Below are 11,817 nucleotides of genomic sequence, written 5' to 3' on the forward strand. Positions count from 1 at the left end.
CCTGCGGCCCGTCGACGCCGGCGCGGGCCCCCTCCCCTTCGCCGGCGCTCACGCGTGGCGGCCCCCGCCGCCACGCCACCGGTTGCCGTCTCGGAGGCGCAAGATGTCGATTTCGGATAAAGGAAAGCTGGGCCTGCCGGCGCTGACCGCCCTGGTGGTGGGCGGTATCATCGGCAGCGGTATCTTCAGCCTGCCGCAAAACATGGCCGAAGGCGCCGGCGCCGGGGCCATCCTCATCGCCTGGGGCATCACCTTCGTCGGCATGCTGACGCTGACGCGGGTGTTCCAGTGGCTGTCGACCACCTGCCCGGAGCTGGACGACGGCGTCTACGGCTACGCCCGCGAGGGCTTCGGCGAGTACCTGGGCTTCAACGCCGCCTGGGGCTACTGGATTTCCGCCTGGGTCGGCAACGCCGGCTACCTGGTGGTGCTGTTCAGCGCCCTGGGCTCGTTCGGCGCGCTGGCCTTCTTCGGCGACGGCACCACCTGGCCGGCGCTGCTCGGCGAGCTGGCGGTGCTCTGGCTGATGCACGCCTTCGTCCTGCACGGGGTGCACAACGCGGCCATCACCAATGCCATCGTCACCCTGGCCAAGGTGGTGCCCATCGCCCTGTTCATCCTCTGCGTCGCCCTGGCGTTCCGCGTCGAGGTGTTCCGCCTGGACTTCTGGGGCAGTCCGGCGCTGGGCAACATCACCCGCCAGGTGGAAACCACCATGCTGTACACCGTGTGGGTCTTCCTCGGCATCGAGAGCGCCACCGTCTACGCCAGCCACGCGCGGCGCGCGGCCGACGTCAGCCGGGCCACCCTGCTCGGTTTCGTCATCACCCTGCTGTTGCTGGTCTGCGTCTCGGTGCTGTCGCTGGGGGTGGTACCGCAGCACGAACTGGCGCAGATGAAGAACCCGTCGATGGCCCAGGTGATGGCGGCCGCCGTCGGGCCCTGGGGCGCCACGCTGATCAACATCGGGCTGATCGTCTCGGTGGGCGGCGCACTGCTGGCCTGGACCATGCTGGCGGTGGAGATGCTCTACCTGGCCGGCCGCGGCGAAGGACACACCGCGCCGGCGCTGTTCGGCAGGACCAATGCGGTCGACACGCCCGCCCCGGCGCTCTGGCTGACCAGCACGCTGATCTCGGTACTGCTGCTGATCGCCTTCCTCAACGCCTCGGGCTACAACGCGCTGATCCAACTGGCCACCTCGATGGCGCTGATCCCCTACCTGCTGTGCGCCGGCTTCTGCCTCAGGCGCGTGCTGCGCCAGCCCACCCCGGCGCTGCTGGCGATGGCGACGCTGGGCACGGTCTATGGCGTCTGGCTGCTCTACGCCGCCGGCCTGAAGTACCTGCTGCTGTCGATGATCCTCTACGCCCCGGGGCTGGGCTTCTTCGTCCGCGCCCGGCGCCAGCGCGGCCTGGCGGCCTTCGGCAACGCCGGCGAACGGGCGCTGGGCGCGCTGGTGCTGGTCCTGGCGCTGGTGGCGCTGTGGATGGTCGGCAGCGGCCGGCTGGGGCTCTAGTGGTTGACGGTGTACGACAACATCATCGAGAGCTGGCACAGCGGCCGGCCGCTCTGCTCGTGCCAGGCGTTGAAGGCGGCCTGCACGGCGGCGAGGTCCTTCTGGCTGGTGGGCGCCTTGTCGATGACTTCCTGGGCCTTGAGCGCGGCGACCACGTCGTCGGAGGGAATGAAGGTGTCCTTGCCGGCCATGCGCAGGAAGCGCGGCGCCGACAGCCCGCCCAACTGGTTGCCGCGCTTGGCCAGCAGCTTCCACAGGCCGACGATGTCGGTCACCGGCCAGTCCGCCAGCAGCTTGCCGAAGCTGCCATGCTCATGGGCGATGTCGAGGACCATCTGGGCGTTGCGCGGCACGCTCTTGAGCTTGCCCAGGTGGCGGATCAGGCGGGTGTCCTGCATCAGGTTCTCCAGGCGTTCGCCGCCCATGAGCACCACCTTGTGCGGGTCGAAGCCGAAGAACACTTCCTCGAAGGCCGGCCACTTGGCGTCCACCAGGCTGTGCTTGAGGCCGGCGCGGAAGATGCGCAGGCTGATCAGCGACAGGTAGCGGTCATCGCTCACCGCGGCCAGTTCGGCCGGGCTCTTGGGCTGCGGCAGGCGCGCTTCCAGCGCCGCCACCGAGCCGAAGCGGTTCAGGCAGTATTCGTGCAGCCATTGGTAGTCGCGCATCGCCCTTCCTTTATTACAGGTTCATCACGTCGACGAAGCGCGGCGTGGCGTTGTCGTCGATGCGCAGGCTGGCGAAGTCGAACAGGTTGCGGTCGGCCAGCTGCGAGGGCACCACGTTCTGCAGGGCGCGGAACATGATTTCGGTGCGGCCGGGGGTCTTGCGCTCCCACTCCAGCAGCATCTCCTTGACCACCTGGCGCTGCAGGTTCTCCTGCGAGCCGCAGAGGTTGCAGGGGATGATCGGGAATGCCTTGAGCTGCGAGTAGGCCTCGATGTCCTTCTCGTTGCAGTAGGCCAGCGGGCGGATCACCACGTTGCGGCCGTCGTCGGACAGCAGCTTGGGCGGCATGGCCTTGAGGGTGCCGCCGTAGAACATGTTGAGGAAGAAGGTCTCGAGGATGTCGTCGCGGTGGTGCCCCAGCGCCATCTTGGTCGCGCCTATCTCGTCGGCGTAGGTGTAGAGGGTGCCGCGGCGCAGGCGCGAGCACAGCGAGCAGGTGGTCTTGCCCTCGGGGATCTTCTCCTTCACCACCGAGTAGGTGTCCTTCTCGATGATGTGGTACTGCACGCCGATGGATTCCAGGTAGGCCGGCAGCACGTGCTCGGGGAAGCCGGGCTGCTTCTGGTCCATGTTCACCGCGACTATCTCGAACTGGATGGGCGCGACCTTCTGCAGGTACAGCAGGACGTCGAGCAGGGTGTAGCTGTCCTTGCCGCCGGACAGGCAGACCATGACCTTGTCGCCGTCCTCGATCATGTTGAAGTCGGCGATGGCCTCGCCGACCTGGCGGCGCAGGCGTTTCTGCAGTTTGTTCTGGTTGACCGAAAGGGTACTGGCCATGGTGCTGTGGAATCCGGGGGGAAGACGAAAAGCTGGTTATTTTACGCGCACCCCGCCTTCATCGGTAGCCTGATGCTAGGCTCATGCCCATGACTTGCGACCTCGACGCCCGCCTCGACCTCGCCGGGCAGTTGCTCGAACTGCTGCGCGAGGCCCCCGAAGGCCTCTCCGAATACCAGCTGATCCAGCAGCTGAAGGCGCGGCATTCCACGCACATCCCGCACCTGCCGCTGCTGGACAAGCTGGTGTTGTTCCGTACCCACTTCCTGGTGTTCAACGCCCTCTACCGCCTGCGCGATGAGCTTTGCGCCGAAGAAGCCGGCTTCCTGCAGATCGGCCCGCTGCAGATCCGCCTGCTGCCCTGGCAGAGCGGCGCGCCGGGCCTGGTGGAAAGCGACCCGCTGCGCGCCTACTACCTGGACGAGAGCAACCTGCGCGACACCACCGAGCGCGACGTGGAGAAGCTGCTGGAGAGCTTCTGGACGCGCATGCAAGGCGATGGCGAGAAGGCCGCCGCGCTAGCGCTGTTCGAGCTGGAGGACGGCCCCGTGGACTACGCGCTGATCAAGCTGCGCTACCGCCAGCTGGTCAGCCAGCACCACCCGGACCGCGGCGGCAGCACCACGCGCCTGCAGTCGATCAACAAGGCGATGGAAATTCTCGAGCGCTATTACAGCCGCCCATGAAGCTCCGATTTGCTCTAACCCCAGGCAGGACGCGGCCTTGGGGCCTTTCCTATACTGCGACACAAGGTCGCACGAGTCTGACGGGCACCGGAAGGCGCTGTCCACGCGTCCCCGGCGCGGCGCTGGGAGGCGGCCTGCATAATAACGAGGAGGTTGCCGAGATGATCCATCATGTGTGGGGGCTCTTCACCCATCCCGATCAGGAATGGCAGGAAATCCGCGGCGAAGAAGAAAGCATCAGCCACATGTACCTGACCCATGTGCTGATATTGGCTGCCATCCCGGTCATCTGCGCCTACATTGGCACCACCCAGGTGGGTTGGGTGCTGGGCAGCGCGGGACCGGTCAAGTTGACACCGGCGAGCGCGATCCAGCTCACCGTGCTCACCTACCTGGCGATGCTCGCCGGCGTCGCCGTCATGGGCGCCTTCATCCACTGGATGGCGCGTACCTACGACGCCACCCCGAGCATGACCCAGTGCATAGTCTTCGCCGCCTACACGGCGACCCCGCTGTTCATCGGCGGCGTGGCCGCGCTCTACCCGCACCTGTGGCTGGGCATGGTCATAGGCACCGCGGCGATCTGCTACACGGTCTACCTGCTCTACGTCGGCATCCCGACCTTCATGAACATTCCCAAGGACGAAGGCTTCCTGTTCTCCAGTTCGGTGCTGGCGGTGGGCCTGGTGGTGCTGGTGGCGATGATCGCGCTGTCGGTGATCCTCTGGGGCAGCGGCGTGGGACCGGAATATACCTGAGGCTTGACTGGCGAATGCAGACCGGGCCCTGGGGGCCCGGTTTTCGTTTGTGGAGGGTCGGTTTCTGGCTTGGCCACAGAGTGCTGTCGAAGTCCGCAACCCTCTCCCCAGCCCTCTCCCTGAAGGGAGAGGGAGCTTGTCCGTACCGGCTGGTGGGCATGGTTTCAACCTGAACCTTCGCCTCCAACTGACGCCGAAACATCCAACCCCACCGAACGGTCCCCTCTCCCTTCAGGGAGAGGGTTAGGGAGAGGGAGCGGTGTGCCAAGCCAAACAGGAATAACAGGGAAGCGCCGTTCGCGAGCAAGCTCGCTCCTACGCAGAGCAACCTGCCAGCCTTGCCTGAAACTCCGCCCGGCTTGCCCGAACCTGCACGACAGACGAGCGGCCTGCACAACGCCCGCAGCTCCGGCATAATCGGCAGCCGCCGGAGAAAATACTGTATGCCCGAACAGCTCAACGCCCGTGTCGAAGCCTGCTACCAGATGGCAGAAGGCTTCTTCCAGCGCCGCTTCCCGCGCCCGGAAGTGAGCTTCCGCCTGCGCGGGCAGAAGGCCGGGGTGGCGCACCTGGACGAGAACCTGCTGCGCTTCAACCCCCAGCTCTACCGCGAGAACCGCGAGCACTTCCTCAAGCAGACCGTGGCCCACGAGGTCGCCCACCTGATCGCCCACCAGATGTTCGGCCCGCGCATCCGCCCCCATGGCGAGGAATGGCAGCTGATCATGCGCGGCGTCTATGGCCTGCCGCCGGACCGCTGCCACACCTACGAGGTCAAGCGGCGCCGCGCCACGCGCTACATCTACCGCTGCCGCTGCGACGAGAACCCCGACTTCCCCTTCTCCGCCCAGCGCCACAACCTGGTGGCCCAGGGCCGCCGCTACTACTGCCGGCGCTGCCGCACCACCCTGGTGTTCACCGGCGAAGTGGTGCGCGAGTAAGCCCCTTCAGGCGATCACCTTGGCCGCCTTCAGCGCCGCCACCTGCTCGTCGCTGTAGCCCAGCTCGGCCAGCACCTCGGCGCTGTGCGCGCCCGCGGCCACGCCTATGTGCCTGGGCGCCGGCAGGCCGGCGGAGAAGCGGATCGGGCAGGCCATCTGCCGCTGGCTGCGGCCATCGCCGCGGGGCACCTCGGTGACCAGGCCGCGGGCCTGGATCTGCGGGTGCTCCACCGCTTCGGACAGTGGCAGCATGGGCTCCACGCAGGCGTCCACGGCGGCGAAACGCTCGCACCAGTCGGCGAAGTCGCGCTTCTCGAACTCGATGGCGATCTCGCGCTTGAGCAGCTGCTGGTCCTCGGCCTTGGGCGACAGCCCGCGGGCGGCCAGCTCCGGGCGGCCGATGGCGGCGCAGAACTGCTGCATGAACTGCGGCTCCAGGCTGCCCACCGAGAACCAGCGGCCGTCGCGGGTGCGGTAGTAGTCGTAGAAACTGCCGCCGTTCAGCGCCTGGGTCTCCATGCCCGGCTCCACGCCGCAGGCCAGGTAGCCGGCGCCGGCCATGCCGTTCAGGCTGAAGGCGCAGTCGGTCATGCTGATGTCCACCTGCTGGCCCTCGCCGGTCTGCTGGCGGTGGATCACCGCGGCCAGCAGGCCCATCACCCCGTGCAGCGAGCCGCCGGCCAGGTCCGCCAGCTGCACGCCCAGGGGCAGCGGGCCGGTATCGCGGCGGCCGGTGTAGCTGGCCACGCCGGCCAGGGCCAGGTAGTTGATGTCGTGCCCGGCGCGGTCGCGGTAGGGCCCGGTCTGGCCGTAGCCGGTGATGGAGACGTAGATGAGCCTCGGGTTGATGGCCTTGAGCGCCTCGTAGCCGACGCCCAGCTTGTCCATCACGCCGGGGCGGAACTGTTCCAGGACGATGTCGTACTCGCGCACCAGTTGCTTCACCACCTCCACCGCCTCGGGCCGCTTCAGGTCCAGGGCGATGCTGCGCTTGTTGCGGTTGAGGTAGGCATGGCTGGCCGAGACGCCCTCGTCGTGGGGCGGCAGCACGCGCACCAGGTCCATGCGCGTGGGCGATTCCACGCGCAGCACCTGCGCGCCCATGTCGGCCAGCAGCAGCGAGGCGAAGGGCCCCGGCAGCAGGGTGGAGAAGTCGAGGACTTTCAGCGAGGCGAGCGGGCCTTTCATGGGAACTCCTGGTTTGGTTTGCTGGCTCCCCGCGTTCGCGGGGAAGACACTGTCCGTGAACTAGCCTTTCCCGTCATTCCCGCGAACGCGGGAATCCAGTGAAGCAGCCGGGCCTCAGAGCTTCATGCCGCGGCTGATGATTTCCTTCATGATCTCCGAGGTGCCGGCGAAGATGCGCTGGATGCGCGCATTGGCGTACATCCGGCAGATCGGGTACTCCCACATGTAACCCCAGCCGCCGTGCAGTTGCACGCCCTCGTCGACCACCTTGCCGAGCAGTTCGGTGGTGAACAGCTTGGCCTCGGCGGCCACCTCGGGGCTGAGCTTCTTCTGGTTGTGGTCCATCACGCAACGGTCGGTGAACACCTGGGCCACGTCCACCTGGGTGCGCATCTCGGCGAGCTTGAAGCGGGTGTTCTGGAAGTGCGCGATGGGGCGGTCGAAGGCCTTGCGCTCCTTCACGTAGTCGATGGTCGCCTGCAGCGCCGCCTCGGCCCCGGCCACCGCGCCGCAGGCGTTGGTCAGGCGCTCCTGGGCGAGCATGTTCATCAGGTAGTAGAAGCCGCCCTTGGCGTCGCCCAGCAGGTTCTCCTTGGGCACCTTGACGTCGTTGAAGAACAGCTCGGCGGTGTCCTGGCTCTTCATGCCCAGCTTCTTCAGGTTGCGCCCGCGCTCGAAGCCAGGCATGCCGCGCTCCACCAGGAACAGGCCCATGGCGTGCTTGTTGTTGGGGTCGGTCTTGGCCGCGACTATCACCAGGTCGGCCAGCAGGCCGTTGGAGATGAACACCTTGGAGCCGTTGAGGACGTAGTGGTCGCCCTTGTCCACCGCGGTGGTGCGCATGCCGGCCAGGTCGGAGCCGGCGGCGGGCTCGGTCATGGCCACGGCGAGGATGGTTTCGCCGCGGATGATCCCGGGCAGGAAACGCGCCTTCTGCTCGGGGCTGCCGTACTCGGCGATGTAGGGCCCGCACAGCGCGGAGTGCAGCGGGATCATGAAGCCCGGCTCGTTGATGCGCGCCAGCTCCTCGCACATGATCTGCTCGTAGCGGAAGTCCTTCAGTCCGGCGCCGCCGTATTCCTCGTCGGCCCAGGGCAGCAGGAAGCCCTGCTCGCCAGCCTTCAGCCAGACGCTGCGGTCGACCACCCCGGCCTCTTCCCAGGCCTCCTGGTGCGGCACCACTTCCTTGGCGAGGAAGGCGGCGAAGGCATCGCGGAACAGGTTGTGCTCGGTCTCGAAGTGTATGCGCTGCATGGCGGCGAATCCTGGTCGGTGGAGGTGCCGGCAGGTTAGGTGCCAGCCCCGCCGCGCCTCAATGACGGCAGCGCTCAGCCTGGATTGACGCTTTCGTTCAAGCGGTGATCGACGCGTGGAGTCGAAGAGCATCGCGGACGAAGTCCGCTCCTACGGTTCCGGGGACGCACGGCCATGGGGCGGATAACGCCTGCGGCCTTCGCGGCGGCCCGCTGACAAAAAAGCCCCGCCAGGTGGCGGGGCCCAAACCATAGGAGTGACGTCTCGCTTCAGCGCGCTGTCACCACAGCGGCATGGTGTAGCTGAGGATCAGGCGGTTCTCGTCGGCCTTGTTGGACGAGGCGCTGTTGCGGGCGAAGTCGCTGCGGGTGGTCGCGTTGCGCCACTTGATGCCGAAGCCCTTGAGCGCGCCTTCCTGGACGACGTAGGCGATGTCGGTGTCGCGTTCCCATTCCTTGCCTTCGTCGCCGCTGGCGTTGAGCAGGTCGACGTTGTCGCCCTTCACGTAGCGGGTCATGAAGGTCAGGCCGGGGATGCCGAGGCCGGCGAAGTTGTAGTCGTAGCGGGCCTGCCAGGACTTCTCGTCCTTGTTGGCGAAGTCCAGGATCTGGATGTAGTTCACCAGGTAGGGGTCGGTGCCGTTGATGTAGGCGAAGCCGGTGTCACCGCTCATCTTCTGGTAGCCGACGCCGAAGGCGTGGTAACCCAGGTTGTAGGTGACCATGGCGTTGAACGCCTTGTTGTCGACGTTGCTGCCGCCGTCGTCGGTGGACTTGGCCCAGCGGATGTCGGACTTCAGCGACTGGCCTTCGGCGATCGGCAGGGTCCAGCCGACGGTCAGGTAGTGCTGCTTGTAGAAGTCGTCCAGTTGGCCGTAGTGGTAGCCGGTGCTGAAGTTCTTGGTCCAGTTGTAGGTGGCGCCGGCGTAGTCGAACTCGTTGGTGGTGTTGCCGCTGCGCACGGTGATGTTCTTCTTGCCGCCGGTGGTGACGGTCATTTCCTCGTAGTTGGAGGAGTCGCGGCGGTTGGTCTGGTTCAGGCGGCCGGCGTCGAAGTTCAGGCCGTCGAGCTGGGTGGAGTTGACCGCGCTGCCCACGAAGAGCTGCGGCAGCAGGCGGCTGTCGTTGGTCACGACAACAGGCAGCTTGGGCGTCAGGGTGCCCATCTTCAGGGTGTTCTTCTCGTAGCGCAGCTTGAGGGTGGCGCCGCCCTTGCTGAAGTCGTCCGGGGCGTCGCCATCGGCGGTCTTGGGCAGCAGGCCGGTGCCGGTGCGGTCCGCGCTGGAGTCCAGCTTCAGGCCCAGGGCGGCGATGCCGTCGACGCCCACGCCGATGGTGCCGTCGGTGTAGCCCGACTCGAACTTCAGGATGAAGCCCTGGCCCCACTCTTCCTGCTTGCTCTGCTGCGCCTGGGTGGAACTGCGGAAATCCCGGTTGAAGTAGAAGTTGCGCAGTTCAACGTTGGCCTTGCTGTCCGAAATGAAGTCGGCGTGAGCGACTGCGGGTACGACAATGCTGGCGCCGAGCACGGCCTGCGCCAGCCCGCCCATGGCAAAACCGGCGTAGTTCTTACGGATCATCAGGATTCCCCTTATGGTGTTTTAAGCGTTGAACACGCTGAGCGCCTGGCATGCAGGGCGCGGCCCCCATGGTCTCGCGCAGCCGTTTGGCGGCTCTTCTGTGTTGCGGGGAATCTTGGCCGGGGGTTATTTCAGATCGGCGGCATAGATATAAACTTTTTGTTACAGCTGAACTTTTCCGAAAAACTCGACTACGCGGTCATCGGCTGACAGTAGCGACTGTCAGCAATGACTGACGCACCGGACGGGCGGCAGTATGCTGTCGCCTCCCACTCCACCGCCGCGCCCACCCCATGCAAGAACTGCAACCGCTGATCGAACGCTACGGCCCCGCCCTGCTCTTCCTCAATGTGCTGCTGGAACAGCTGGGCCTGCCGATTCCCGCCTACCCGGCGCTGATCGTCGCCGGCGCCCTGGCGCTGCAGGGGCACGGGGTGTCCCTCGGCGAGGCGCTGGCGGTGGCCACCCTGGCCTGCCTGATCGCCGACACCGCCTGGTACTTCGCCGGCCGCCGCTATGGCGGCTTCCTGCTGCGCAGCATCTGCAAGGTGTCGCTGTCGCGCGACAGTTGCATCCGCCAGAGCCAGAGCCTGTACCTGCGCATCGGCCCGCGCGCGCTCTTGATCAGCAAGTTCCTGCCCGGCGCCGGCGCCTTGTCCACCAGCCTGGCCGGCATGACCGGCACGCCGCTGCGCCGCTTCCTCGGCTACGACTTCGCCGGCTCGGCGCTGTGGGTGGGCTCGGCGCTGCTGCTGGGCGCCATCTTCAGCGACACCGTTGACAGCCTGCTGGGCTGGCTGCACGACTACGCCACCCGCGGCCTGCTGTTGCTCCTGGCGGCCTTCGCGGCGTTCATCGTCTGGCGCCTGTGGCAGCGCTACAGCCTGCTGCGGCGCACCGCGCGGGTTCCCCGGATCAGCGTGGAGGAGCTGCGCGAGCGCCTGGCCCAGGGCGATACCCCGCTGATCCTCGACGTGCGCGCCGAGGCCGGCGAGGACGGCATCCCCGGGGCCATCCCGATGACCCTGGACAGCCCGCTGGACGGCCTGGCCGACAGCCTGGGCCGGGCCGACGTGGTCATCTATTGCGCCTGCCCCAACGAACTCTCCGCGGCCATGCTCGCCGAACGCCTGCGCAAGCACGGCTACCCGCGCGCCTGGGCGCTGTCCGGCGGGCTGGAGGCGTGGCAGGCGAGCCAGGCCCGGTCCGGAGTCGACGCGCTTTCGTAGCAGCGGGTTCATCCGCGATCAATGCGCGATGCAGGGCTATCGCGGACGGAGTCCGCTCCTACGGGGAATGACCTTCCGCCGCGGGCTCCGGCAGCCGTGGCGATGGGTATCGCTTCGCTCAACCCATCCTACGACGGTGTTTCTTCTGCGCCGCGTAGGAGCGGATTCCATCCGCGATTGGACTCACCGGCCACGCCGGGTACCCTGGCGGCACGGCCAACGGCGGATAACCGCGAACGGTTATGCGCCCTACGCCATGGCCGGGCCTGGCGTAGGGCGCATAACGCCTACGGCGTTATCCGCCGAATCGCGGGCAGGGCCCGCTCCTACAGATTGATGGAAAGCGTCAGCGCCGCGAGTGATCCCGGCGCAGCTCGGCCAGCCGCGCGGCCAGCAGGTCCAGGCCGGCTTCGCGGTTTTCCGGCAGGCGGCGCAGGGTCGCCTGGGTCAGGCGCATCTGGCGGATGAAGCGCCGGCAGTGGCGGCACAATAGTAGGTGGCGGCGCACCGCCAGTTTCTCGCGCAGGCCGAGCTGGCTGTCCAGCAGGTCGCTGGAGAGGGCCACCAGTTCCTTGCAGGTCAGCATTGGCCGGTCTCCTCGAAATGCTCCAGGGTGGCGAACAGCTTCAGCCGCCCGCGGTGCAGCAGCACCCGGACATTGGAGAGGGAAAGCGCCAGCAGATTACAGATTTCCTGCAACTCCAGGCCCTGGCGCTCGCGCAGCAGGACCACGCTGCGCTGCATGTCCGACAGGCTGAGCAGGGTTTTTTCCAGGCACTCGCGCAGTTCGTCCTCGGCCAGCAGGGCCTCGGGGGAGTCCGAGTGCCAGGCCTGGGGCGCGGAACGCCAGTGGCCGTCGGCGGCGAAGCGGCTGTCGTCGACGCTGCCGTGGGGCGCCGGCAGGTCGTCCAGCGACACTTCCCGGCGCACCTGGCGCAACCTGCTCTTGGCGGTGTTGGCGGTGACGGTCAGCAGCCAGGTCTTGAGGCTGGAACGCCCCTGGAAGCCGTCCAGGTGGCGCACCACGGCGAGCCAGGCGTCCTGCACCACCTCATCGGCGTGGGCGCTGCCGACGATGGCCAGGGCCACGGCGCGCATGGCGCCCTGGTAGGCCGCGACCATCTCGCGGAAGGCCGCGTCCTCGCCGGCGCGCA

The 11,817-nt window shown here is 67.1% G+C and carries 12 protein-coding genes; 5 read left to right on the forward strand and 7 right to left on the reverse strand.

Features of this window, described 5'->3' with window-relative positions:
- Window positions 1-103 precede the first annotated feature (103 nt).
- Window positions 104-1,519 carry a basic amino acid/polyamine antiporter gene (locus tag CHC02_RS13060; RefSeq protein ID WP_089391877.1) on the forward strand — a complete coding sequence of 472 codons (1,416 nt, stop codon included), beginning with the start codon at window positions 104-106 and terminating at the stop codon, window positions 1,517-1,519.
- Here CHC02_RS13060 and CHC02_RS13065 read toward each other — a convergent pair.
- Both CHC02_RS13065 and ttcA read right to left on the reverse strand, forming a co-directional pair.
- Complete coding sequence (locus CHC02_RS13065; RefSeq protein WP_089391878.1) at window positions 1,516-2,187, reverse strand: DNA-3-methyladenine glycosylase I; 672 nt, start codon at window positions 2,185-2,187, stop codon at window positions 1,516-1,518. The genes CHC02_RS13060 and CHC02_RS13065 overlap by 4 nt on opposite strands.
- A 13-nt stretch (window positions 2,188-2,200) precedes the next feature.
- Entirely contained in the window at window positions 2,201-3,028 is an 828-nt protein-coding gene (ttcA, locus tag CHC02_RS13070) for a tRNA 2-thiocytidine(32) synthetase TtcA (RefSeq protein WP_089391879.1), read from the reverse strand.
- Between the two features lie 89 nt (window positions 3,029-3,117).
- Here ttcA and CHC02_RS13075 point away from each other — a divergent pair, with 89 nt between their 5' ends.
- From CHC02_RS13075 to CHC02_RS13085, 3 genes are all read left to right on the forward strand, one after another.
- Window positions 3,118-3,714 carry a DNA-J related domain-containing protein gene (locus CHC02_RS13075; RefSeq protein ID WP_089391906.1) on the forward strand — a complete coding sequence of 199 codons (597 nt, stop codon included), beginning with the start codon at window positions 3,118-3,120 and terminating at the stop codon, window positions 3,712-3,714.
- Between the two features lie 161 nt (window positions 3,715-3,875).
- The gene (locus tag CHC02_RS13080) at window positions 3,876-4,472 is read left to right on the forward strand and encodes a Yip1 family protein (RefSeq protein WP_089391880.1); all 597 of its coding nucleotides are present in this window, start codon (window positions 3,876-3,878) and stop codon (window positions 4,470-4,472) included.
- A 443-nt stretch (window positions 4,473-4,915) separates the two neighbouring features.
- Window positions 4,916-5,413, forward strand: a complete 498-nt coding sequence (locus CHC02_RS13085; RefSeq protein ID WP_089391881.1) for a SprT family zinc-dependent metalloprotease — start codon at window positions 4,916-4,918, stop codon at window positions 5,411-5,413.
- Window positions 5,414-5,419: 6 nt separating this feature from the next.
- On the opposite strand, the gene CHC02_RS13090 is transcribed toward CHC02_RS13085, so the two are convergent.
- The 3 genes from CHC02_RS13090 to CHC02_RS13100 form a co-directional block, all read right to left on the reverse strand.
- The gene (locus tag CHC02_RS13090; RefSeq protein WP_089391882.1) at window positions 5,420-6,601 is read right to left on the reverse strand and encodes a CaiB/BaiF CoA transferase family protein; all 1,182 of its coding nucleotides are present in this window, start codon (window positions 6,599-6,601) and stop codon (window positions 5,420-5,422) included.
- Window positions 6,602-6,715: 114 nt separating this feature from the next.
- Entirely contained in the window at window positions 6,716-7,855 is a 1,140-nt protein-coding gene (locus CHC02_RS13095) for an acyl-CoA dehydrogenase family protein (protein WP_089391883.1), read from the reverse strand.
- Between the two features lie 280 nt (window positions 7,856-8,135).
- A complete protein-coding gene (locus CHC02_RS13100) occupies window positions 8,136-9,434 on the reverse strand; it encodes an OprD family porin (protein ID WP_089391884.1) in 1,299 nt (432 codons plus the stop codon).
- A 293-nt stretch (window positions 9,435-9,727) separates the two neighbouring features.
- On the opposite strand from CHC02_RS13100, the gene CHC02_RS13105 reads away from it, so the two are divergent.
- Window positions 9,728-10,663: a DedA family protein/thiosulfate sulfurtransferase GlpE gene (locus tag CHC02_RS13105; RefSeq protein ID WP_089391885.1), complete on the forward strand. Its 936-nt coding sequence runs from the start codon at window positions 9,728-9,730 to the stop codon at window positions 10,661-10,663.
- A 346-nt stretch (window positions 10,664-11,009) separates the two neighbouring features.
- Here the strand turns inward: CHC02_RS13105 and CHC02_RS13110 are convergent, their stop codons facing one another.
- Together CHC02_RS13110 and CHC02_RS13115 are read right to left on the reverse strand one after the other, a co-directional pair.
- A complete protein-coding gene (locus CHC02_RS13110; protein ID WP_089391886.1) occupies window positions 11,010-11,249 on the reverse strand; it encodes an anti-sigma factor family protein in 240 nt (79 codons plus the stop codon).
- Window positions 11,243-11,785 (reverse strand): RNA polymerase sigma factor, encoded by a 543-nt coding sequence (locus tag CHC02_RS13115; RefSeq protein WP_244160867.1) that lies wholly within the window; start codon window positions 11,783-11,785, stop codon window positions 11,243-11,245. Before CHC02_RS13115 ends, CHC02_RS13110 begins: the two co-directional genes overlap by 7 nt.
- Window positions 11,786-11,817 lie beyond the last annotated feature (32 nt).

The sequence above is a fragment of the Pseudomonas delhiensis genome, assembly GCF_900187975.1.
Taxonomy (GTDB): Bacteria; Pseudomonadota; Gammaproteobacteria; order Pseudomonadales; family Pseudomonadaceae; genus Pseudomonas; species Pseudomonas delhiensis.

Excerpts from the sequence above, each read along its gene's own strand:
- CHC02_RS13060 (WP_089391877.1), top strand. The coding sequence starts at position 104 with ATGTCGATTTCGGATAAAGGAAAGCTGGGCCTGCCGGCGCTGACCGCC.
- CHC02_RS13065 (WP_089391878.1), bottom strand. The coding sequence starts at position 2,187 with ATGCGCGACTACCAATGGCTGCACGAATACTGCCTGAACCGCTTCGGC.
- ttcA (WP_089391879.1), bottom strand. The coding sequence starts at position 3,028 with ATGGCCAGTACCCTTTCGGTCAACCAGAACAAACTGCAGAAACGCCTG.
- CHC02_RS13075 (WP_089391906.1), top strand. The coding sequence starts at position 3,118 with ATGACTTGCGACCTCGACGCCCGCCTCGACCTCGCCGGGCAGTTGCTC.
- CHC02_RS13080 (WP_089391880.1), top strand. The coding sequence starts at position 3,876 with ATGATCCATCATGTGTGGGGGCTCTTCACCCATCCCGATCAGGAATGG.
- CHC02_RS13085 (WP_089391881.1), top strand. The coding sequence starts at position 4,916 with ATGCCCGAACAGCTCAACGCCCGTGTCGAAGCCTGCTACCAGATGGCA.
- CHC02_RS13090 (WP_089391882.1), bottom strand. The coding sequence starts at position 6,601 with ATGAAAGGCCCGCTCGCCTCGCTGAAAGTCCTCGACTTCTCCACCCTG.
- CHC02_RS13095 (WP_089391883.1), bottom strand. The coding sequence starts at position 7,855 with ATGCAGCGCATACACTTCGAGACCGAGCACAACCTGTTCCGCGATGCC.
- CHC02_RS13100 (WP_089391884.1), bottom strand. The coding sequence starts at position 9,434 with ATGATCCGTAAGAACTACGCCGGTTTTGCCATGGGCGGGCTGGCGCAG.
- CHC02_RS13105 (WP_089391885.1), top strand. The coding sequence starts at position 9,728 with ATGCAAGAACTGCAACCGCTGATCGAACGCTACGGCCCCGCCCTGCTC.
- CHC02_RS13110 (WP_089391886.1), bottom strand. The coding sequence starts at position 11,249 with ATGCTGACCTGCAAGGAACTGGTGGCCCTCTCCAGCGACCTGCTGGAC.
- CHC02_RS13115 (WP_244160867.1), bottom strand. The coding sequence starts at position 11,785 with ATGGTCGCGGCCTACCAGGGCGCCATGCGCGCCGTGGCCCTGGCCATC.